19 protein-coding genes and 1 pseudogene are annotated in these 22429 nt (G+C 72.5%); 12 read left to right on the forward strand and 8 right to left on the reverse strand.

What is annotated here, in order from left to right:
* Window positions 1-12: 12 nt before the first annotated feature.
* The 5 genes from ACY34J_RS17255 (at window position 13) to ACY34J_RS17275 (ending at window position 4416) form a co-directional block, all read left to right on the forward strand.
* The gene (locus ACY34J_RS17255; protein WP_462727415.1) at window positions 13-1182 is read left to right on the forward strand and encodes an NAD(P)/FAD-dependent oxidoreductase; all 1170 of its coding nucleotides are present in this window, start codon (window positions 13-15) and stop codon (window positions 1180-1182) included.
* Between the two features lie 98 nt (window positions 1183-1280).
* Window positions 1281-1646, forward strand: a complete 366-nt coding sequence (locus ACY34J_RS17260) for an Rv2175c family DNA-binding protein (protein WP_462727357.1) — start codon at window positions 1281-1283, stop codon at window positions 1644-1646.
* 66 nt (window positions 1647-1712) lie between these two features.
* Window positions 1713-2381 carry a thiamine phosphate synthase gene (gene thiE / locus ACY34J_RS17265; RefSeq protein WP_462727356.1) on the forward strand — a complete coding sequence of 223 codons (669 nt, stop codon included), beginning with the start codon at window positions 1713-1715 and terminating at the stop codon, window positions 2379-2381.
* Window positions 2382-2535: 154 nt separating this feature from the next.
* Window positions 2536-3453: a methylenetetrahydrofolate reductase [NAD(P)H] gene (gene metF, locus ACY34J_RS17270; protein WP_462727355.1), complete on the forward strand. Its 918-nt coding sequence runs from the start codon at window positions 2536-2538 to the stop codon at window positions 3451-3453.
* A gap of 33 nt (window positions 3454-3486) precedes the next feature.
* A complete protein-coding gene (locus ACY34J_RS17275; RefSeq protein WP_462727354.1) occupies window positions 3487-4416 on the forward strand; it encodes a hypothetical protein in 930 nt (309 codons plus the stop codon).
* Here ACY34J_RS17275 and ACY34J_RS17280 read toward each other — a convergent pair.
* The 4 genes from ACY34J_RS17280 to ACY34J_RS17295 all read right to left on the reverse strand — a co-directional run bounded on the left by ACY34J_RS17280 (window position 4410) and on the right by ACY34J_RS17295 (window position 9936).
* Window positions 4410-5948 (reverse strand): phytoene desaturase family protein, encoded by a 1539-nt coding sequence (locus ACY34J_RS17280; protein WP_462727353.1) that lies wholly within the window; start codon window positions 5946-5948, stop codon window positions 4410-4412. The two genes, ACY34J_RS17275 and ACY34J_RS17280, sit on opposite strands and share 7 nt — an antisense overlap.
* A gap of 400 nt (window positions 5949-6348) precedes the next feature.
* Entirely contained in the window at window positions 6349-6960 is a 612-nt protein-coding gene (locus tag ACY34J_RS17285) for a TetR/AcrR family transcriptional regulator (RefSeq protein WP_462727352.1), read from the reverse strand.
* 47 nt (window positions 6961-7007) lie between these two features.
* Entirely contained in the window at window positions 7008-9089 is a 2082-nt protein-coding gene (locus ACY34J_RS17290; protein ID WP_462727351.1) for a YhgE/Pip family protein, read from the reverse strand.
* Window positions 9061-9936 (reverse strand): ATP-binding cassette domain-containing protein, encoded by an 876-nt coding sequence (locus ACY34J_RS17295; protein WP_462727350.1) that lies wholly within the window; start codon window positions 9934-9936, stop codon window positions 9061-9063. Before ACY34J_RS17295 ends, ACY34J_RS17290 begins: the two co-directional genes overlap by 29 nt.
* Window positions 9937-10136: 200 nt before the next feature.
* On the opposite strand from ACY34J_RS17295, the gene ACY34J_RS17300 reads away from it, so the two are divergent.
* The 3 genes from ACY34J_RS17300 to ACY34J_RS17310 all read left to right on the forward strand — a co-directional run bounded on the left by ACY34J_RS17300 (window position 10137) and on the right by ACY34J_RS17310 (window position 12247).
* Window positions 10137-10661: an SAV_6107 family HEPN domain-containing protein gene (locus tag ACY34J_RS17300; RefSeq protein WP_462727349.1), complete on the forward strand. Its 525-nt coding sequence runs from the start codon at window positions 10137-10139 to the stop codon at window positions 10659-10661.
* 155 nt (window positions 10662-10816) lie between these two features.
* A complete protein-coding gene (locus tag ACY34J_RS17305; protein WP_462727348.1) occupies window positions 10817-11578 on the forward strand; it encodes a methyltransferase in 762 nt (253 codons plus the stop codon).
* 267 nt (window positions 11579-11845) lie between these two features.
* Window positions 11846-12247 carry a DUF3040 domain-containing protein gene (locus tag ACY34J_RS17310; protein WP_462727347.1) on the forward strand — a complete coding sequence of 134 codons (402 nt, stop codon included), beginning with the start codon at window positions 11846-11848 and terminating at the stop codon, window positions 12245-12247.
* 76 nt (window positions 12248-12323) lie between these two features.
* On the opposite strand, the gene ACY34J_RS17315 is transcribed toward ACY34J_RS17310, so the two are convergent.
* The 4 genes from ACY34J_RS17315 to ACY34J_RS17330 all read right to left on the reverse strand — a co-directional run bounded on the left by ACY34J_RS17315 (window position 12324) and on the right by ACY34J_RS17330 (window position 18058).
* Complete coding sequence (locus ACY34J_RS17315) at window positions 12324-14822, reverse strand: transglutaminase TgpA family protein (protein WP_462727346.1); 2499 nt, start codon at window positions 14820-14822, stop codon at window positions 12324-12326.
* Window positions 14819-16204, reverse strand: a complete 1386-nt coding sequence (locus ACY34J_RS17320) for a DUF58 domain-containing protein (RefSeq protein WP_462727345.1) — start codon at window positions 16202-16204, stop codon at window positions 14819-14821. Before ACY34J_RS17320 ends, ACY34J_RS17315 begins: the two co-directional genes overlap by 4 nt.
* 119 nt (window positions 16205-16323) lie before the next feature.
* Entirely contained in the window at window positions 16324-17313 is a 990-nt protein-coding gene (locus tag ACY34J_RS17325) for an AAA family ATPase (protein ID WP_462727344.1), read from the reverse strand.
* Window positions 17314-17506: 193 nt separating this feature from the next.
* A complete protein-coding gene (locus ACY34J_RS17330) occupies window positions 17507-18058 on the reverse strand; it encodes a beta-class carbonic anhydrase (RefSeq protein ID WP_462727343.1) in 552 nt (183 codons plus the stop codon).
* 379 nt (window positions 18059-18437) lie between these two features.
* On the opposite strand from ACY34J_RS17330, the gene rsmH reads away from it, so the two are divergent.
* The 4 genes and pseudogenes from rsmH to ACY34J_RS17350 form a co-directional block, all read left to right on the forward strand.
* On the forward strand, window positions 18438-19508 hold the full coding sequence (gene rsmH, locus ACY34J_RS17335) for a 16S rRNA (cytosine(1402)-N(4))-methyltransferase RsmH (RefSeq protein ID WP_462727342.1): 1071 nt from the start codon (window positions 18438-18440) through the stop codon (window positions 19506-19508).
* Entirely contained in the window at window positions 19505-19870 is a 366-nt protein-coding gene (gene ftsL, locus ACY34J_RS17340; RefSeq protein WP_462727341.1) for a cell division protein FtsL, read from the forward strand. Before rsmH ends, ftsL begins: the two co-directional genes overlap by 4 nt.
* Before the next feature lie 4 nt (window positions 19871-19874).
* A complete protein-coding gene (locus ACY34J_RS17345; RefSeq protein WP_462727340.1) occupies window positions 19875-21815 on the forward strand; it encodes a peptidoglycan D,D-transpeptidase FtsI family protein in 1941 nt (646 codons plus the stop codon).
* Between the two features lie 9 nt (window positions 21816-21824).
* Window positions 21825-22429, forward strand: a pseudogene (locus ACY34J_RS17350) (Mur ligase domain-containing protein); the annotation flags it as partial.

Genomic DNA, 22429 nt, shown 5'->3' on the forward strand with positions numbered 1-22429 from the left:
GCCGGCGCCGGCATGGCCGGGGTGCAGACCGCCGTCGCCCTGCGCGAAGAGGGCTGGCGGGGCGCGATCACCCTGATCGGCGCGGAGCCCCACCAGCCGTACGACCGGCCGCCCCTGTCCAAGGCCGTGCTGCTCGGCAAGGCCGACGGGTCCGCCTTCGACGTCGACTTCGCCGCACTGGACATCGAGCTGCTCCTCGGGCGGACCGTCACCGCGGTCCGCCCGGCCGAGCACCTGGTGGAAACCGGCGCCGGACCGGTGCCGTACGACCGCCTGGTCATCGCCACCGGGGCCGAAGCCGTCCCCCTGCCCGGCAGCGAGGGCGTCGCGGGCGTACACCTGCTGCGCACCCTCGACGACGCCGAGGCGTTGCGCCCGCTCCTCGAGGCGCAGCACGAGTTCGTGGTGGTCGGCGCCGGGTGGATCGGCGCGGAGTTCGCGACCGCGGCGCGCGAGGCCGGCTGCTCGGTCACCGTCGTCGAGGCCGCCGACCGCCCGCTGGCCGGAGCGCTCTCGGCCGAGGTCGCCATCCACATGGAGCGCTGGTACGAGGACAGCGGGACCCGTCTGATCACCGACGCGCTCGTGACCCGCATCGCGCCCGGCTCGGTGATCCTCGACGAGGGCATCCGGCTGCACGCGGACTCCGTGGTCGTGGGGATCGGGGCCCGCCCCGCGACGGGCTGGCTGGCCGGCTCCGGCATCGAGCTGTGCCCGGACGGCTCCGTGCGCGCCGACGACCGGCTGCGCACCTCCGAGCCGGACGTCTACGCGGTCGGCGACTGCGCGTCCTTCCCCTCCGCCCGGTACGGCGAGCGGCTGCTGGTGCACCACTGGGACAACGCGGTGCAGGGTCCGCGCGTGGTCGCCGCCAACATCGTCGGCGGTGAGGCCGAAGGCATGGTCTACGACCCCGTGCCCTACTTCTGGTCCGAGCAGTTCGGCCGGTTCGTCCAGTACGCGGGGCACTACCCCGCCGCCGACTCGATGGTGTGGCGGGGTGATCCGGCCGGGGCCGCCTGGTCGGTGTGCTGGCTGCGTGAGGGCAGACTGGTCGCGCTGCTCGCGGTCGGCCGGCCCCGCGACCTGGCGCAGGGGCGCAAGCTCATCGAGCGGGGGGCCCTGCTGGACCCGGAGCAGGCCGCCGATCCGTCGGTCCCGCTGAAGTCCGCCGTGCGCTAGACCTGCGCTAGACCGGTCCAGCGGTCCGCGGGCCGTACGTGACCCCGCCCGGCGGCGCTCCGGTACCGCCTGTCAGTCCGGGATGGCAGGCTTGTCCCGTGACCGAGATTGACACGAAGACCGATGCGCTCGTTCCCGCCTGGCTCACCCTCCCCGAGATCGCCGAACGGCTCGGCGTCGAGGTGACGCGCGTCCGGCAGCTGGTCAAGGAGGGCCAGCTGATCGCGGTGCGCCGTGGCGAAAACCGCGTGCTCCAGGTGCCCGCCGACTTCATCGGCGAGGGCAAGGTTGTCAAGGGCCTCGCCGGCACGCTGACGCTCCTGAGGGACGACGGCTTCACCGACGAGGAGATGCTGGAGTGGCTCTTCACTCCGGATCCGACCCTGCCCGGCACGCCTGCGCAGGCCCTGCGCGAGAATCGCGGCACGGAGGTGAAGCGCCGCGCCCAGGCGCTCGCCGTCTGACCTTGTGAACCGTACGGCGTACGGGCCGCGGCCGCGGCCCGTACGCCGCCGTCCCGGGGGGTATCCATGGCCACCGCCGCCTCAGCCGGCGCCGCACGCGCACAGCTCGCCGACGCCCGGCTCTATCTGTGCACCGACGCGCGCAAGCGCCAGGGCGACCTGCCGGAGTTCCTGGACGCGGTCCTGTCCCGCGGGGTGGACATCGTGCAGCTGCGCGACAAGGGCATGGAGGCGGGCGAGGAGCTTGAGCACCTGGCGGTGTTCGCCGACGCCTGCAGGCGGCACGGCACGCTGCTCGCGGTGAACGACCGCGCCGATGTGGCGCACGCCATCGGCTCGGACGTGCTGCACCTGGGGCAGGGCGACCTGCCGGTGCCCGCCGCCCGCGCGATCCTCGGCGAATCCGTGCTCATCGGGCGCTCCACGCATGCCGAGCCGGAGGTCGCGGCCGCGACGGCCGAGCCGGGTGTGGACTACTTCTGCACCGGGCCGTGCTGGCCGACGCCGACGAAGCCGGGGCGGCACGCCCCGGGCCTGCCGCTGGTCCGCTACGCCGCCTCGCTGGAGCCCGTACGGCCGTGGTTCGCGATCGGCGGGATCGACGCGGCCAATCTGGATCAGGTACTGGACGCGGGCGCGCGGCGGATCGTGGTGGTGCGGGCGATCACAGAGGCCGACGACCCGGGCGCCGCGGCCGCGGATCTGGCCAAGAGAGTGCGCGAGCGCGGCCTCTGAGCGGTCGTGGCCCTCGCCGATCGAGGTCAGGACGGGTGCCGGGGCCGACCGGACTGTCGCTCCTGGCGTCCGGAGTTTGGACAGTAATCCGGTTAAACGGGCAAATCGGCCCGTTTGGTTGGGGGTCCGCCGGACCGCTGGCTAACCTGCGGGTATGGCCCTTGGCACTGCTTCCACCTGGACCGAACGCGCACACACCGTGCGCGACCTGCTCGCGTCCGGCGAGCGTTCGTACTCCTTTGAGTTCTTCGCCCCGAAGACCGAGAAGGGCGAGCGGACGCTGTGGAACACCGTGCGCAAGATCGAGGCCGTGTCGCCGACCTTCGTCTCTGTGACATACGGCGCGGGCGGCTCCTCCCGCGAGGGGACCGTACGGGCCACCGAGCGGATCGCCACCGACACCACCCTCACCCCCGTCGCGCACCTGACCGCCGTCAATCACTCCCTGGCCGAACTGCGCAACATCATCGGCCGCTACGCCGACGCCGGAATCCGCAACATGCTCGCGCTGCGCGGTGACCCGCCGGGCGACCCGATGGGCGAGTGGGTGCCGCATCCCCAGGGCGTGAACTACGCCGCCGACCTGGTCCGGCTGATCAAGGAGTCCGGCGACTTCTGCGTCGGTGTCGCGGCCTTCCCCGAGATGCACCCGCGCTCGACCGACTGGGACACCGATGTCCGGCACTTCGTGAACAAGTGCCGGGCGGGCGCGGACTTCGCGATCACCCAGATGTTCTTCTACGCGGAGGACTATCTGCGCCTGCGCGATCGGGTTGCGGCAGCAGGTTGCGTCACGCCGATCATTCCAGAGATCATGCCGGTCACGAACGTGCGCCAGATCGAGCATTTTGCTCAGCTCAGCAATGCGGCCTTCCCGCCCGAGCTGGCGGAGCGGATCCTCGCGGTCAAGGATGACGCGGCCGCTGTACGCTCGGTTGGGATTGAGTACGCCACACAGCTGTGCGCGCGCTTGATGGCCGAGGACATCCCGGGGTTGCACTTCATTACCCTGAATCACTCCACGGCCACCTTGGAAATCTACGAGAATCTGGGGCTGCACCAGCGGTCCTGAGCAAGGCCGGCCAGCGGCGGAAGAGGGGCGTACATGGGCTGGACGATCCTCTACATCGCGTTCGGCATCGTCGCTCTCTGGCTGTTGGGCGAGGTGCTGCTCCAATACAAGGCACGACTGCGCTGGCGGCTGCTCGCCTTCGCGGGCTTCTGCGGCGTGGTCGTCGGGGTGCTCATCCCCTCCGTGATTGTCATCGGAGTCGGCGCGGCCGCCTTCGCCGTCGGTCAGACCTACGTCACGCTGTCCTTCCGGCGTGGCTTCGCCGCCGGCTGGGCGCTCAACGTCGGCCCGGGGCGTCGCGAGGAGCCGGAGGACTACGACGACTACGACGACTACGAACAGCCGGCGTCCAAGACCCCGGACGCCGAGGCCCCGCTGCCGCCGGAGCCGCAGAGCGCCGCTCCGCTCCGCGATGAGGTGTACCGCCCCGAACCGCTGCCGGACGAGACCGGAACGTACGGCGTGTACAGCGACGCCGGGTACGGCAGCGGCAGCCCCGCATACGGCGACTACGGCCAGGACGCCATGGCCGGCCAGGGCAGCGGCGGCTACAGCGGGCAGTACGACTACGGCACCGGGCAGTACGACGCGTACGCCGATCCGTACATCGGCGCCGGAGCCACCCAGAACTACGCCTCGTACGACCAGTACGGGTCGTACAACGGGCAGTACGACACCGGTCAGTACGCAGGCCAGTACGGGGACGGCCAGTACGGGGACGGCCAGTACGGCGCGGGCCAGTACAGCGACCCCTACGGTGGCGCCGGGCAGTCGTACTCCGGATCCTCGTACGGGGACGGCACGTACTCGCAGACCCCGCCCGGCGGTGTCTGGATGCCGCAGCAGCGCGAGGGCGAGGCACCGCAGCAGCCGCCCGCCACGCCTCCGATGCCGGAAGAGCAGCCGTACCCGTACCAGCAGGGCAACTGGCAGAGCGGCTACGGCGACCAGTACCGCTACTGAGACCCGCGCCAGGCAGGACCCTCGACGATCAGGCCGGCGACCAGCGCGCCCGACATCCCGGCGTGGGCCAGCCCGCCGCCGGGGTGCGACCAGCCGCCCACCGTGTAGAGCCCCGGCACCCGGGTGACGTTCGAAGGCCGCAGGAACTCGCCGTGCGCTCCGGCCAGCGCCGGCCCGGGCACGACCCCGCCCAGCGCACCCGTCTCCGCCGCCGTGTCGGCCGGGATGCGCACCTCGCGCCAGAGCAACCGCTCCCGCAGATCCGGTATCGCGGCCTCGGCGACCGCGATCACCCGGTCCGCGAAGCCCTCCGCCACCCCGGGCGCCGTCCAGTCGACCGTGTCGGGGGCTCCCACGGCGTGGCCCGGCACCGTCGCGGTGAGCGTGACCGCCTCATGGCCGGCGTCCGGGACCTGTGACGGATCATCCGGTCTGAGGACGGTGACGGTCGGCTGGTCGCACAGACCGCGGCCGGAGCCGAAGAGCGCGTCCAACTCCGCGTCCCGGTCGGCCGCGTGCACCACGGTGCGGTGCGCGGCGCCTTCCGGCCGGCCGCCCCGCAGGGCGAGCAGGACCGTGAACCGCGCGCGGGGGCGGCGCCGCCCCGGCAGCACATCGGAGGCCTGCCACAGCCGCCCGTAGATGTGGGGGGAGTCGCCCGTCAGCGCCGCCAGCACCCATGGGTCTACACCGGCGACGACCATGTCCGCGTCCGCCCGCCCGCTGTCCCGCAATTCCACGCCGGCCGCCCGGCCGTCCTTCTCGACGACCGCGGCGACCTCGGCGCCGAAGAAGAACTCCACCTTCCGCTCGCGGCAGCGCTCGTGAAGGGCATCGGCGAGCGCTCGCATCCCGCCACGGACGTACCAGCTCCCAAAGGTCTGCTCCACGTACGGCAGTACGACCGCGCTCGGCGGCGCCTCTCGGGGATCCAGGCCGTACGCCAGGGCGTGACTCTCCAGCAGAACGCCCAGCCGCGGGTCGCGCAGCTCGCGGGAGCCGACCTCAGCGAGCGTGCCGGCCGGGCGCCGCAGCAGCCCGCGCCGCAGCGCCGGGTACGGGTCGCGGCCCAGCGCCTGCCAGTCCTGCCGCAGCGGCTCTTCCAGCAGCGGCCTGCGGGTCGCCTCCCACACCTGACGCGCCCGGTTGAGCAGATCGCCCCAGCGCTCGCCCGCGCCCGCGCCGAGAGCCGCGTCCAGCGCGGTCACCACGCCGGCGCGCGAGGCGTTCGGCAGCGAGACCTCCGTGCCGTCGGCGAAGATGTGCCTGCTCGCCGGTTCCACCTGGGACAGCTCGACGCGCTGCTCCAGAGTCTCCTTGCCGGTCTTGACGAACAGATCGCGGTAAACGGCCGGCAGATGCAGCAGGCCGGGGCCGGTGTCGAAGCCGAAGCCGTCCCGTTCGAAGCGCCGCACCGCGCCGCCGTACGTCGCCCCGCGCTCGTACACCGCCACCCGGTGGCCCGCCACGGCCAGCCGGGCGGCGGCCGCCATGGCGCCCATCCCCGCGCCGATCACCGCAATTCGTGCCATGGACGAGACCTTAACCGGGAGGACTGACAGTGTCCGCGCCGATCTCCTCCGCACCGGTCCGGCCGGAGGCGGCACCGGGGACTGGGCCGGACCACGCAGCCCCTGAGTACCCGTACCTAGGAGGCAACTTGAGTACCTGCCCGGATAGGCCCCGGCCCGTGTCCAGGACAGAGTAGAGACCACGGATGGGGCGCAGCGCCGGAACCGCCGACACGGGGCGGCGGAAACGGCGCCGCACCCCGCCGTGATGGGGGAAGCCCACGGGGGACCGGCGGGGCACGGGGGGCTCCACCGGTAACACGGGGGCTGGGGGGAAGCGGGGGGCACGGGGGAAGCGGGGAAACGCTGTTCTGGCGGGCTCAGCCACGAGCCGCGCCAGAACAGCGCACCCGCGCCGGGACTACCGGCCGTCGCTCACCCGCCCCTGCAACAGCCGGGACAGCGCCGCATGCACGTCGTCCAGGGAACGCTCCGGCTGGAACGCCTTCCAGTCCAGCGCCGCCACCAGCACCATGCCGACCAGCGCCGCCGCGGTCAGCGGCACATCGATCTCGTCGCTGAGCTCGCCGCTGCGCACGGCCTCGCGCAGGACGTCCTCCACCACCGCGACCGCCTGCTGCCGCACCATCGCCAGGGTGGACTGCCAGGCGCGGCCCGTCCGCCACAGCTCGGCGACATAGAGCTGAGTGAACGCCGGGTAGCGGTCGATGAAGACCAGACCGGCTCTGATCATCGCGTCCAGTGCGTCGACCCGGCTGCCGCCCTTCTCCATGGCCTCGTCGGCGGCGGACTGCAGTGAGGATGTCAGCAGCCCGACCCCGTGCCGCAACAGCTCCTCGAAGAGCTCGTTCTTACTGGCGAAGTTGTAGTAGACGGTGCCCTTGGCGACCCCGGCCCGCTCGGCGATCTCGTCCACCGTGGTGGAGGAGAAACCCTTCTCCGCTATGAGGGTCACGGCCGCCTCGTAGAGCTTCGCTCGCGTCGCCTGACGGCGGGTTCTGCTGCTGTCCATGCCGTTGATTGTCCCCGGACCGCTCCGCGCCCGGGGCACGGAACGGATCACAGGCTCAGCTCCGGGTGCAGCCGGTCCAGCGTCCACACCTGCTTGCGCCGGGCCGACCACGCGGTGAGCGCCAGCGCGCCCAGCGTGTACGCGGTCAGCACCGCACAGCCCTGCCACACCGGCTCCAGACCGCCGCCGGTGATGAGTCGGCGCAGCCCCTGGACGATGTAACTCATCGGCAGGAACGGGTGGATGGCGTTGAAGAAGCCGGGGCTGGTCTGCACCGGGTACGTACCGCCCGCCGACGTCAGCTGCAGCATCAGCAGCGCGAGCACCAGGATGCGGCCAGCCGGCCCGAAGCGGGCGTTGAGCCACTGCACGATGGCCGCGAAGCAGGCGGCGACCAGCAGCAGGAAGCCGATGGTGCCGGCCGCCCGGGCCATCTCCAGCCCGATGGCCCAGTGCAGTACGGCCATCAGGGCCACCGTCTGCAGCACGCCGATCGCGACGACCGGCAGCCAGCCCGCCAGCGCGATCCGCCAAGCGGAGGCGCCCGCCGCCAGCGCGCGGCGGTTGAGCGGCTGGATGAGCATGTAGGCGACCATCGCGCCGACCCACAGCGACAGCGGAATGAAGTACGGCGCGAATCCGGTGCCGTAGTTCGGCGCCTTGTGCATCGCGCGCGAGGCGAGCTGTACCGGGTCCGCCATCACCTTGGTGCGCTCGTCCCGGTCGTGCTTGTTGTAATCGGGGATCTGCTGTGCGCCGTCGTGCAGGCCGCCGGCCAGCTTGCCCGAGCCGTCGACGAGTCTGAACATGCCGCCGGTGAGCGTGTTGGCGCCGGACGACAGCCTTCCCAGACCGCTGTCCAGGTCCTGGACGCCCTCCCTGGCGGTGCCCAGGCCCGTGTGCAGGGTCGTCGTGCCCTTCGCGACCTGGTGCGCGCCCCTGTTGAGGGCGTTGATCTTCGCGACCGCGGCGTCGAGGTCGGCGCCGAAGTGCGGTGCCCGGTCGGCGAGGTCGAGGGCCATATGGTTCAGCCGGTCCAGGTGGGAGCGGAGTTCGTCGGTGTTGTTGTGGTCCTGGACCAGGTTGTTGAAGTCCTCGGCGGCATCCGCCGCGGTGTCGGCCGCGTCCACGGCCTTCTTCAGGTCGGAGCAGGAGGGATCGAGCTCGATCGCGCTGCCGCAGCGCACCTGGTGGATCCGCGCCAGGGCGTCGGAGGCGGCACGCGTGTCCCGGGCGGCCGCGGCGGCCTTGTCCGGCAGTTCGTCGACCTCGTTCCTGAGCCTCCTGCTCGCCTCCGCGACGTCCCGGGCGGCGTCGGCGATCTGCCCGCCGTGGTCCCGGAAGAACGGCCGGACCTTGTCGGCCATGGCGTTCACCGTGTCGGCGAGCTGCTGCGTACCGTCCGCGACCTGGCGTGCGCCTCGCTCGAGCTTGCCGGCGCCGGTGTCGAGCCGGGTGACACCGTTCTTCAGGGCAAGGCTGCCGTTCTTGGCCTGGACCAGGCCGTCGGCGAGGTCGCCCGCGCCCTTCTTCGCCTTGCCGATACCGCCTGTGAGGTCGTCTGCGCCCTTGGCGGCCTTCTCCGTCGCCCCGTGGATGTCCGAGAAGGACACGAAGATCTTGTCGAGGAAGGAGCGGGCGGTGCCGGTTGAGGCAGCCGACCGGACCTCGGAGAACACGGTCCGGGAGATCTGGCTGACGACGTAGTTGTTCGCGTCGTTGGTGCGCACCTGGAGGGCGCTCGTCTGCGGGCTGTCCCCGGAACTGGAGGCGATCCGCTTGCTGAAGTTGGCCGGCACGGTGAGCGAGAGGTAGTACCTGCCGTCCTCGATGCCGCTGCGGGCCTCGTCGGTGCTGACGTCGTGCCACTCGAAGGTCTTGCTGCGGTGCAGGCCCTTGACGATGTCGTCGCCGGCGGTGATGCGCTGCCCCTTCGCGGTGGCGCCCTTGTCGGCGTTGACCAGGGCGACCGGGATCTTGTCCAGTCGCCCGTAGGGGTCCCAGAAGGACCACAGGTAGAGCGCGCCGTACAGCAGGGGCAGCAGCAGGAGGGCGGCGAGCGCTGCCCGCGGGAGCTTCCCTCTGCCGAAGCGCTTCAGCTCAAGCGCGGCCAGCCTTGGCGAGCGCATGCGACGCCCCCTCCTCGTTTCCGTTGTCCTCGGTGTCGTCCGAGTCGTTGTCGTTCGCGTCGTTGTCGTTCGCGTCGTTGTCGTCCGCCGGTGCGTCGCTCGCCGGCGTCTCGCCTCCCTGGGCGTCGCCTGTGCCCGCGGGCTGCGGGCGGGGCGCGCTGGAGACCACCACGGCGCCGTCCGGTGCCTGGCTGCACACGGCGAGGACGGTCGTCCCGCCATCCGCCACCCGCCGCAGCATGGCCCAGGCCTGCTCGCGTTCGGCGTCCGAGAGCTTCAGATCGGCGTCGTCCACGGCCAGCAGCCGGGGCTGCGCGATGAGCGCGAGCGCCACCGACAGCCGCAGCCCCTCCAGCCGCTCCAGATCCCGTACGGCCGTGCGCTCGCCCTTGGGCAGCGCCGCCAGGTCCAGGCCGGCGGTCGCCAGGGCGGTGTCGATACGGCGGCGGCTCGCGGCGGCGCGCTCGCGCCGGGGCCGGAACAGGTCGCGCACCGAGCCGCTGAACCGGCGCTGGAGCAGCGCCCGTTCGCGCAGGTGCTCGGCCACGGTCAGGGCCGGATCCAGTTCCGATACGCCCGCCACCGGGCCCAGCGTGCTGATCCGCCGCACGGCTGCGCTCTTCTTCGGCAGACGGTGTCCGGCGATCTCGGCGTGCCCGGCGGTGGCGCGCATCCGGCCGGTGAGCGCCAGCAGCAGGCAGGTGCGGCCCGAGCCCGAGGGGCCCTCCACGGCTATGAGCGCGCCGGGTTCGGCGTCGATGTCGATGTCGCGGAACGCCCAGCCCCGGGGGCCTTTGACGCCGAATCCCACGGCCGTGACCGCTGCCCCGTGCGGGGTGCTGTCCACGAACCCTCCCCAATTTGAACTGACTGGTCAGTGCAAAAAGTATGGCGCATCGGATCCGGCGGTCTCAAGTCGGGGGTGCGGGGGCTGTTGTGCGCGGCCGAAGATTGCGGGGAAACCGCTGGTCAGAGCCGATTGTCAGTGGTGTGCCCCACGATGTCGTCATACGGCCTTGAGCCGTCCGCGACGACAGGAGGTTCGTCATGGCGACGTCTGCCGCTGCGCGCCGACGCCGTACCACCGGCCCTGCCCCTTCGTTGACCGGTCCCGCGAGCGATGTGCACCCCGTCGTACGCCGGACCACCGCCTCGCCCGAGGCCCTCGGGCTGCTCGCCCAGGCCCGCCACGGGCTGAACGAGGCCGCGGCGCTCGAGATCCCCAACGAGCGCTTCGCCACAGCGCACCTGGCCGCGCTGCGTACCGCCGCCGCCGTACTGGCGGTCCGCGGCCGGCCCGAGCCCACGGCGCGCCGCAGAAGGCGCATCCGCAGCGCCTGGGAGGTGCTCCCGGAGGTCGCGCCCGAACTGGCCGAGTGGAGCATGCTGTTCGCCTCGGGCGCCGAGCGCCGGGCCCGGGCCGAGGCGGGGATACGGGACGCGGCCAGCCGGCGCGACGCCGACGACCTGATACGGGACGCGGGGATGTTCCTGCGCATCGTCGAACGGCTGCTGGCGCTGCAGCCGGCGCTGCCCCAACCGCGCGCGGTCGCTCAGCCGGACGCGGGCTGACCCGGCGCGGGCGCTGGTCGGCGCCGGCTGCCGCGGCGCGGAGCTGCCGGGGAAGGCTGGACACGGGCGGGCCTCGGTAGGCAATAGGGTGGGAGATGCTGCATACGTTCGTCTTCCGCCGCCCGCGGCGGCCCCGCGCCGAGGAGCCCCCCGCTGTGTCCGACCCGATGCGCCCCCGCGCCGCTCTCCGTACCGCAGTGGTCTGGGAGGTGCTCCAGGACGCCCTGGAGCGCCGGGTGAAGACCGCCGGCCGGGACCAGCTGGACATCCTCGACACCGGCGGCGGCACCGGCAACTTCGCGGTGCCGGCCGCCCGGCTCGGCCACCGCGTCACCGTCGTCGACCCCAGCCCCAACGCGCTGTTCGCGCTGGAGCGCAGGGCCGCCGAGGCCGGGGTCGCCGACCGGGTGCGCGGTGTCCAGGGCGACGCCCACGGCCTGTTCGACGTGGTCGAGCGCGGCGGCTACGACGTCGTTCTGTGCCATGGCGTGCTGGAGTACGTGGACGACCCCGCCGAGGGCGTGCGCAACGCCGTCGACGCGCTGCGTCCGAGCGGAACGCTCAGCCTGCTCGCCGCCGGGCTGGGCGGCGCCGTGCTCGCCCGCGCGCTCGCCGGGCACTTCACCGAGGCGCGGCAGGCGCTCACCGACCCGGACGGCCGGTGGGGCGAGGGCGACCCCGTGCCCCGCCGGTTCACCGCCGACCAGCTCTCCGATCTGGTCTCCGCCACGGGCCTGGCCATCGCCTCGGTGCACGGCGTCCGCGTCTTCTCCGACCTAGTGCCCGGCGCCCTGGTCGACACCGAGCCGGGAGCCGTGGATGCGCTGCTCAAGCTCGAGGCCGCCGCGGCCGAACTTCCGGCCTTCCACTCCGTTGCCACCCAGCTCCATGTGCTCGGTGAGCGGGAGTCCGGCTGACCTGGATCGGCGCGGGTACGAGATCGGCGCAGGTAGTCGAACGGAGCCCACCCGATCAGCCGCGCAGCCCCGTATGATCGGGGAACAGCGTCCGGCATGACGGGCGGGCGGTGGGGGAATGCACGTCCCACACCACCCGAGCCGCCGCCGTGGCGGTCCGGAATGGCGAATTGGCGCAGAGGGGCGGGTTTCACGGGGGCGAATCCCTGCCTATCCTGAAAGGGTCGCACCCCCGGTCGTCCCGCGACCGACGAGTAGGAGGACTCCGTGCCGCTCTCGGAGCACGAGCAGCGAATGCTCGAGCAAATGGAGCGAGCGCTGTACGCCGAAGATCCCAAGTTCGCGACAGCGCTTGAGGGAAGCGGGCTGCGTACGTACACCCGGCGACGGGTCTACCGGGCGGTCGCGGGTTTTCTGGTGGGCATCGCGCTCCTCATGGCCGGAATGGTCGCTCAGCAGATCTGGATCAGCGTGGTGGGTTTCCTCGTCATGCTGGGGTGTGCCGTCCTCGCGGTCACCGGGTGGCGCAAGGCGCCCAAGCCTGGCGAGCAGGCGGCCGGCGGAGGCATCCCGGGCGGACCGCACCGCCGTCAGGCCCGTCAGCGCCGGTCGATGATGACGCGCATCGAGGAACGCTGGCAGCGTCGCCGGGACGAACAGGGGCACTGACCTCTCGGAACATCTTCACCGCTGGGGTTGTGGGGCGGCCACCGTACGGTGGCCGCCCCACAACCCCAGCGCCGTCTCAGCCGCGCTGCCGGCTGGGCCCCTGCCTCAGTGCGGCGGTCCAGCGCTCCACGCGCCACCGGACGACATGCGCCGACCACCACCGGGAGGCCGCCCACACCACGCGCGCCATGGAGCGCGGGGCGAGCAGTGCCCGCAGCCGCGTGCCGGGGCCGGCCGTGCTGTGCAGCCCGGCCCGCACTCGCGCCACATCGGCTGCCATCCCTGCCATCGGACGCGGCCGCGGCGCGTAGAGGACCTGCTCGACCGCTGTGGCCACCCGGCGCGCCGACTCCGCCGCTGCCGGATCCAGCCGAGCGCTGCTGACGATCCGTTCCGCCGCCTGCCGCGGCGTCTGCGAGTCGTCGGGCAGGATGCCGTAGTCCCATCCGGAGTCGACAAGCTCCCGCCAAGCTCCAAGGGTCCGGCCGGCGATGTCGGCAGCAGCGCTTCCCGAGGACTCCGGCTGTACGCCCGCGGTCTGTCCCAGGGCGCCGGTCGCCCCTGGGCCCGAGAGCCCGAGCCGCCGCCGTCGGATCAGCACCCGCCACAGCACCGGCAGCAGGAGCAGCCCGACGATCAGCGCGAGGGCCAGCAGCACCTGCCCCGTCGTGAGCAGCCACACCGGCAGCCCGCGGTCACCGGCTCCGCCGCCCGCCTGCTGGGGCGTTGGACCGCAGTCACCCAGCTTTTTGGCATCGCGGCTGCAGGTGTCCGAAGCCGATGGTGCGTCCGAGGGCTCCGCCGGGGTGGTCGGCCGTGCCACGCCGGGGCTGTCTCCGCCGCTGATCCGCTGGTTGTCGACCGTGTAGTCGGGCACGGTGCCACGGGTGGGCGTGGGCTCGAAGCGGGTCCAGCCGACGCCCTCGAAGTACAACTCCGGCCAGGCGTGGGCGTCCTTGAGGCCGACCGACATCGAACCATCGGTCTGCGCGGTGCCGGGGGTGAAGCCCACCGCCACCCGGGCCGGGATGCCCAGCGTCCGCGCCATCGCCGCCATCGAAAAAGCGAAGTGGACGCAGAACCCTTGTTTCTGTTGCAGGAACCGGGCGATGGCAGCCGCACCGCTGCCGGCCTCCACTTGAGTGTCGTAGGTGAAGCCGCCCTCGGTGGCGAACCAGTTCTGGAGCCTGACGGCCTGCTCGTACGCGTCCGGGGCACCGGCGGTCACCTGCCGAGCCGTACGAGCCACCACGGCCGGCAGCGCATCCGGCACCTGCGTGTACTCCCGCAGCAGCCCCGTGGGCGGCGCCCCCGCGGAGGCGAGCTGTTCGGCCGTGGGCCGTACCTCCAAGCTCGACACCACATAGCGCACGCCGCGGGTGGTCTGCCCGCGGTCGCCGACGAGCGTGCGGCCCTCGGGCTCGAACCGCCAGCGCCCGTCGATCATCACCCGGGAGGCCGGGTACGGCAGCGGCAGCCAATTCTGCGCGTACCACTCGGCCGTGGCCACCCTGGTGGATACCGGCGTCGTCCGCACCTGGGGCGCCAGGCCCGGCGGCGCCGGGAGCGCCGACGGCACATCGCTGACCCGGCGCTCGGAGGGTTTCCACGAGGTGCCGTCGAACCGGTCGAGCGCGACTATCCGCAGGTACATGTCCTGGGTGCGCTGCGCGCTGGTCCGGTACCTCAGAACCTCCCGGTCCGCGGGCTGGTTGAGGCTGTTCTGCAGCGATACCAGGGGGTTGACGGCGGAGATCGTCCCGCCTCCGGGACCGGTGCCCGAGCCGCCGCCCCGCCGGTCCAGCAGCCCGCCGTCCAGGGACGGCAGGACCACGGGCACGACCAGGGCGAAGCCCAGCGCTGCCGCCCCGATCCGACGGCCGGTCCGCACCGTCATCGGCGGCCTGCCCGCACCCTCGAGCCCAGCGCCGAGCCTGCTCGGGGCCGGTGGAGCCGGAAGCGCCCCCGCCCCGCCGGGGCCGGGGGAGAACACCCGCCCCCACTGGGTCAGCCGGTCTCGCCCCTCGGCGAGGAGCAGCAGCAGATAGCCGCTCGCGGCGAGCAGGAACCACAGCCAGCCGGCGCCGCCATGGGCCAGTCCGGCAGCGACCGAGTACAGCGCGAGCAGTGGCAGCCCCGCGGGAGCGGCCGTGCGGTAGGTCACCGCGAGCGTGTCCACCAGCAGGCCGATCAGCAGTACGCCGCCGATGATCATCAGCCGGATGCCGGAGGTGACGGGCGCCGGGATCGCGTACTGACCGACGTCCTCGGCACCCTCGGCCAGCAACTGGCCGAACTCCCCGAACGCGGCGGGCCCCGGCAGGATCCCGCCGAGCGCCTGGTCGCGCGTGAAAGCCAGCGTCAGGAGCACCAGCGCCACGAAGGCCTGCGCCGCCACCGTGAGCGGCCGCGCCAGCGGCACCCTGCGCGTGAGCGCCCCCACCCCGGACACGATCGCCAGCAGGACGGCCGCCTGCATGATCCACGCGGGCGAGTCGACCAGTGGCAGCAGCGCGCACGCCGCCATCAGCGTGGCCGGCACCGAGCGCATGGCGAGCCGTCCCTGACCGCTCATCGCCTCTCCTCCTGCGGGCCGGCGTGCGGTCCGGGACCCGGACCCGCCGGTGCGCCGGCCAGGCGGTCGGCCACGGGAGCCGGCTGGCGGTCGGCCTGCCGCCACAGGTCGGCCAGCCGGGCACCCGGCGTGACCGGCAGCACCGTCCAGCCCGCCTCCCGCAGCACCCGCAACTGCTCCCCGAACGGCAGCCCACCCCCGCCGCCGTCCCGGGACCAGGCGGCCGGGTCCGGTACGAACGCCACCGCGGCGGAACACCGCTGTCGCATCCGGGCCATCAGGGCCGTCTGCTCCTCGTCGAGACTGCCGAGGAACGCCACCAGCAGGCCCTCCCGGCCGGCACGCAGCACGTCGTACGCCGCGGACAGACTCGTCCCGGCGGAGCGGTCCACCAGCGCAAGGGTCTCCAGCAGCAGCCCCGCCGCGTCGGAGGAGTCCCCACTGAGCCCTCCGGCCCCCTCCGTGCCCGGCACCGAGGTGCCGGTGTCGGTGAGCAGCCGCACCGAGAAGCCCCGCTCCAGCAGATGCATCGACGCCGACGCGGCGCCCGAGACAGCCCACTCGAAGGCCGAGTCGGGTCCCGCGCCCTGGTGGGCGCACCGCCGGGTGTCGAGCAGCACTGTGCAGCCCGCACGCTGCGGCTGCTCCTCGCGGCGCACCATCAGCTCGCCATAGCGCGCGGTGGACCGCCAGTGCACCCGGCGCAGGTCGTCCCCGTGTCGGTAGCCCCGCGGGATCACATCATCCTCACCGGCCAGCGCGGGGGAGCGGTGCCGCCCGTCCCCGTACCCCACCGCCTCGCCCGAGAAGGCCACCGCGGGCAGCGGCTCCACCCGCGGCACCACGGTGAGGGTGTCGAAAGAGCTGAAGGCTCGGGTCAGCTCGCACATCCCGAACGGATCCGTCAGCCGCAGCTGCAGCGGCCCCAGGGGGTAGCGGCCGCGCAGGTCCGAACGGACCCGGTAGGCCACCTCGCGCCGCCCGCCCGGCTCCAGGCGGTCCAGGATGAAGCGGGGGCGGGGCCCCAGGACGTACGGAACCCGGTCCTGCAGCATCAGCAGACCGGTCGGCAGCCGGGAGACATTGTCGACCCGCAGATGCACCCGCGCTTCGGAGGCGGCGGGCACACGCGCCGGGGACAGCCGCCGGCTGCCGGCCACCCGGTACCGGGTCCGCACCAGCACGGCCACACACACCAGCGGCAGCACGGCCAGCAGCAGGCCCACCCGCAGCAGATCCGGCTGCCCCAGGACATACGCGCACGCCCCTGCCGCGATGCCCGCGGCGAGAAAGGACCGGCCGCGGGTGGTCAGCCCGCTGAGCGCGGCCCGCACCCCGCCCTTCTCCCGGGCCTCCCCGCCCGCGCCTCGCGCCGGTTCCACCGCGGACCTTCCTTGTGCGGAGCCCTGGCCCGCACCGGCGCCGCGCGCCGGCACGTTGAGCGCCCCCACGGTGCGCCCGGGCGGGGACAGCGCGCCGCGACCGGCGTCGCCCGCGGACATCACAGCCCCCTGGCGCCGGGACCGTACGCGTCGGCAACGGGTGTGCGCTGCAGGATCTCGGTGACAACCTGCTCGGCGGTGCGCCGGTTCAACTGCGCCTGCGCGGTGGGCAGCAGCCGGTGCGCCAGCACGGCCACGGCCAGCGTCTGGACATCGTCGGGCAGCGCGTAATCGCGGCCGCTGATGGCCGCCGAAGCCTTCGCCGCCCGCAGCAGATGCAGCGTGGCGCGCGGGGAGGCGCCCAGCCGCAGCTCCGGATGCGTACGCGTGGCCGCCACCAGATCCACCGCGTAGCGCCGTACCGGGTTGGCGACATGGACCGTACGGACCGCGTCGACCAGCTTGACGATCTCGTGGGCGTGCGCCACCGGCTGCAGATCGTCCAGCGGCGAGGCGCCGCCGTGAACGTCCAGCATCCGCAACTCGGCCGCCGCGCTTGGATAGCCGATGGACACCCGGGCCATGAAGCGGTCGCGCTGCGCCTCGGGCAGCGGGTACGTGCCCTCCATCTCCACCGGGTTCTGGGTGGCCACCACCATGAAGGGGCTGGGTAGTTCATAGGTCTGCCCGTCCACCGTGACCTGCCGCTCCTCCATCGACTCCAGCAGCGCCGACTGGGTCTTCGGCGAGGCGCGGTTGATCTCGTCACCGATCACGATCTGCGCGAAGACCGCCCCGGGCTTGAACTCGAAGTCCTTCCGCTGCTGGTCGAAGACGCTGACCCCGGTGACGTCCGAGGGCAGCAGGTCGGGAGTGAACTGGATACGCCGCACGGAGCAGTCGATCGAGCGCGCCAACGCCTTGGCGAGCATGGTCTTGCCGACACCCGGCACGTCCTCGATGAGCAGATGCCCCTCGGCCAGCAGGACGGTCAGCGCGATCCGTACGACCTCCGGCTTGCCCTCGATCACGCTCTCCACCGACCGGCGGATGCGCTCCGCCGTGGTGGTCAGATCCGTAAGGCTCGCTCGATCGTCATAGGTCGTCACCCGGCCCTCCTCGGCCCGTCCTCCGGGCCGATGCCCGCTCGACGGACCCGGCCCACCCCGATATGCGAGCATCGCACCCGGCGTCCGCGGGACGATGCCACATCACGCATTCTTGCCGCCCACGCCACGCCCCGTCACTTGGCTGTGGATAACTGTGGGCAAGCAGGGTGGCTATGTCAGGGTTCCGGGTGATTCAGTGCTGCGGGTCGATCTCGCGCAACAGGCCCGTGTGCACATCGAAGACAAAGCCGCGGACGTCGTCGGTGTGCGGCAGGAACGGCGAGGTGCGCACCCGCTGCATCGACTGCCGGACATCCTGGTCGACGTCGCGGAAGGCCTCCACCGCCCACGACGGCCGCTGTCCGACCTCCATCTCCAGCTCGTGCCGGAAGTCCTCGGTCAGGCTCTCCAGACCGCACCCGGTGTGATGGATCAGTATGACGCTGCGGGTGCCCAGTGCCCGCTGGCTGATCGTCAGCGAACGGATGGTGTCATCGGTCACCACGCCGCCCGCGTTGCGGATGGTGTGGCAGTCGCCGAGCTTCAGGCCGAGCGCGGCGTGCAGGTCGAGCCGGGCGTCCATGCAGGCGACCACGGCGACCTGCAGCACCGGCCGGGCGTCCATGCCCGGGTCGGTGAATTGGGCGGCGTACTCCCGGTTGGCCTCGACAAGCCGGTCGATGACGGAATCGTCGCGGCGGGCCCGATCGGTGGACTGCGCTGTACGGTGCGCTGAGGTCGACATGCTTCGACGGTAGCTGTCACCCGCGGTCATCGCTCCTGGTGAGGACCGGCCAAAGCCGTCCAATCCGGCTGGTTGTGAGGTAACCCACAGATGGCGCCCCACCCGGCCATACGGGTGAGGCCCCGGTCCCGTGGCACGCAGGCCCCTTGGTTGACCGGGGGGACGAGTGGACTAAAGTGACGCGAAGTGGGAGGCGCGACGCTCCCCTCGGAACGTGAAACCCCCCGCGTGCGCGGCGCGTACGTACGGCGCGGCCTCCTCCCGCTCCCCGGTCGGCTGACGTCCCTTCCCCGGCGCCAGAAGACCGCTTCCCCTTCAGAGCGGGCGGGGACCAGGCGGTACGTGCGGCAGCCGTCCGCCGGTACCTGAGAGGGCGCACATGCAAGGGCGTGATCGGGGCACCCCCTGGGGGCACCACCCGGACGAGGTCCGGGGGACGAGTCCGGGGGAGGTTCCGAACAAGGGCGGTGGCAGCCGGGAGGGGGAGGCCCGGCATGTCCCGGTGATGCTCCAGCGGTGCCTGGACATGCTGGCGCCGGCTCTGGCGGAGCGGCCCGATGCGGTCGTCGTGGACTGCACCCTCGGCCTTGGCGGACACAGTGACGCCCTGCTGCGTGCCTTCCCCTCCGCCCGGCTGGTCGCTCTCGACCGGGACCCCGAGGCGCTGAAGCTCGCCGGTGAGCGGCTCGCGCCCTACGGCGACCGCGCGACGCTCGTACACGCCGTCTACGACGAGCTCCCCGAGGTGCTCGAGCGCCTGGGCATCCCGAGCGTCCAGGGCATCCTCTTCGACCTCGGCGTCTCCTCGATGCAGCTCGACGAGGCCGGGCGCGGCTTCGCCTACGCCCAGGACGCCCCGCTCGACATGCGGATGGACCAGACGACCGGCATCAGCGCCGCCGAAGTCCTCAACACCTATCCGCCCGGCGAGCTGGTGCGCATCCTGCGCTCCTACGGCGAGGAGAAGTTCGCCCGCAAGATCGTGGACGCCATCGTCCGGGAGCGCGCGAAGGAGCCGTTCAGCAACAGCGCACGGCTGGTTGAGCTGATCCGCGAGGCCCTTCCGCAGGCCGCCAAGCGCACCGGAGGCAACCCCGCCAAGCGCACCTTCCAGGCGCTGCGCATCGAGGTCAACCGCGAACTCCCCGTCCTGGAGCGGGCCATTCCGGCCGCTGTGTCGACCCTCGCCGTCGGCGGCCGGATCGTCGTCCTCTCCTATCACTCCCTGGAGGACCGGCTGGTCAAGCAGGTCTTCGCGGCCGGAGCGGCGAGCACCGCCCCGCCCGGCCTGCCGGTCGTCCCCGAGCGCTACCAGCCGCGGCTGAAGCTCCTCACGCGCGGTGCCGAGCTGCCGACCGCCCAGGAGGTCGCCGAGAACCGGCGCGCCGCCCCGGCCCGCCTGCGCGGTGCGCAGCGCATCCGGGAGGACGTGCCCGAGGGCACCGCGTGAAGCGGGCCCCTCGCGGCAGGGCGGCGCGGCTGGCACGGCTGGTGCCGGCCGGGTCGAGTACGGCCGCCCGCACGCCTTTCGTCCTGCTCGTGGTGCTGCTCCTCGGCAGTGGGCTGATCTCCCTGCTGCTGCTCAACGCCTCCCTCAACCAAGGGTCGTTCGAGCTGAGCAAGTTGAAGAAGGAGACCACCGAGCTGACGGACCGACAGCAGGCCCTGCAGCAGGAGGTGGACGCGTACTCCGACCCGGAGTCGCTCGAGCGCCGGGCCCGCCGGCTCGGACTCGTACCCGGCGGCAGCCCAGTGTTTCTCAGCCCGGACGGCACAGTTCGCGGAGTGCCCTCCCCGGCCCAGGCCAGGTGACGCCATGCCCCCGCCCCAGCAGCCGCCACGCTGCCCCGTACCCCGGCCCGCGAGACCGCGGGCCGCTTCCGGGCGCCCACGCCCGGCCCCCCGGCCCGCGCACCCCCCGGCCCGCGGGCCCCAGCAGATCCGGCTCGGCAGCCACCGCCCCCGGCTGCGCCTGGTCAGCCTCGCGCTCACCCTGATCATGTGCGCCTTCGTACTGCGCCTGCTGCAAGTGCAGGCCGTGGACGCCGGCGCGTACGCCGCCAAGGCCGACGTCAACCGCTACGTCACCCATGACCTGGCGGCCGAGCGCGGCTCCATCACGGACCGTACCGGGGCGGAACTCGCGGGCACCGTGGACGCGTACGACATCACCGCGGACCCCTTCCGCTTCACCCCTGAGCAGACCAAGGTCAAGGACGCCCCCGAGCAGGCCGCCGCGCTCCTCGCGCCGATCCTCGGCAAGGACACCAAGGAGCTGGCCGAAAAGCTCTCCCGGTCCGACACCCGCTACGTTCTGCTGGCCCGCCGCCAGACCCCGCAGGTGTGGAACCAGATCAAGGACCTCAAGGACGCGTTCGCCGGCAAGGCGGCCAAGGGCGACGGCGCCAATGTGCTCGCCGGGGTCTTCCAGGAGCCACACAGCAAGCGGGTCTACCCGAACAAGGAGCTCGCCGCCGGGGTACTGGGCTTCGTCAATGCCGCCGGCAGGGGCGGGGGAGGCCTCGAGGCGAAGCTGGACAAGCAGCTCGCGGGCAAGGACGGCAGGATCACGTACGCCCAGTCCGGCGGCCGTCAGGTACCCACAGCCGGAACCCAGGAGCAGCCGGCCGTACCCGGCTCCGACGTCGAGCTGACCATCGACCGTGACATCCAGTGGGCCGCCCAGAAGGCGATCAGCGAGCAGGTCGCGGCATCGGCGGCGGACCGCGGCTACGTGGTGGTCCAGGACACCCGGAGCGGCGAGATCCTGGCCATGGCCAACGCGCCCAGCTTTGACCCCAACGACATCTCCACGGCCGACGGCGCCTCCCTCGGCAACGCCGCGCTCCAGGACGCGTACGAGCCGGGCAGCACCAGCAAGGTGATGTCCATGGCGGCGGTCCTGGACGAGGGTGCGGCCCTTCCCGGCACCCATGTCACGGTCCCGAACCGGCTGCAGCGCGCCGACCGGCTCTTCGCCGACGACATCGACCACGGCACCTGGTCCCTGACGCTCAACGGCGTGCTCGCCAAGTCCAGCAACATCGGCACGATCCTGGCGGTGGAGCAGCTGGGCCACACCCGCAAGCAGGTCAACCAGGTCCTGCACTCGTATCTGCGCAAGTTCGGGATCGGGAAGCCGACCGGGCTGGGCTTCCCCGGCGAGACCCAGGGCATCCTGGCCAAGCCGCAGGACTGGAGCGCCTCCCAGCAGTACACGATCCCCTTCGGCCAGGGGCTCTCCCTCAACGCCGTCCAGGCCGCGTCCGTCTACTCGACCATCGCCAACGGCGGGCTGCGCATCGCGCCGTCCCTGGTGCGCGGCACCCGGGGCCCCGACGGCCGCTACGTCCCCGCGCCGAAGCCCGAGCAGACCCGCGTGGTCAGGGAGGAGACCGCGAGGACCCTCGCCACCATGCTGGAGTCGGTCGTCGACGACGAGCAGGGGACCGGCGCCAAGGCCCGTATCCCCGGCTACCGCGTCGCCGGCAAGACCGGGACCTCCAACCGGGTCGACCCCGACACCGGCCGCTACCGGGGCTACACCGCCTCATTCGCCGGCTTCGCCCCCGCCGACCAGCCGCGGATCACCGTCTACTGCGCCGTGCAGAACCCGACGCGGGGCAGTTACTTCGGCGGCCAGGTCTGCGGGCCCGTCTTCAAGCGGGTCATGGAGTTCACGCTGAAGACGCTCCAGGTCCCGCCGACGGGGGCGAAGGCCGTACGGCTGCCGGTCTCCTTCCAACCCGGTCAGTGAGGGACAGCCGTGACGACCATCACGTCTCATCCCGGGAACCACTGCCCGGTTCGGCCCTGGCTTCGCAGCGCACCCGGTACGCCGGGTACGCTCACGCCGTGCCCCATGCTGATCAGTCCCGAACCACCCCCAAGGATGTTTCCGTGACGTACCCGGGAGCTCCCCGACCGGTCCAGGTCCGCCCGACACCGCTCGCGACGCTGGCCGATCAGCTGGGCACCACAACGACCTCCGCCGACGCCGCTGTGACGGGCATCACCCACGACTCGCGCGCCGTACGTCCCGGTGACGTGTACGCGGCACTGCCCGGCGCCCGCGTCCACGGCGCCGACTTCGCCGCCCAGGCCGCCGACCTCGGGGCCGCCGCGATCCTGACCGACCCGTCCGGCGCCGACCGCGCCGCGGCCACCGGCCTGCCCGTACTCGTCGTGGACAACCCGCGCGGCCGGATGGGCGCCCTGGCCGCCGCGATCTACGGTGAGCCGGGCCACGACCTGCTGCAGATCGGGATCACCGGCACCTCCGGCAAGACCACCACGGCGTACCTGATCGAGGGGGGCCTGCGCGCAGCGCAGACGGTTGAGGGTGGCGGTGGGCGACGGGAGGGCGAGGGG

It is taken from the genome of Streptomyces sp. HSS9-12 (genome assembly GCF_054963655.1).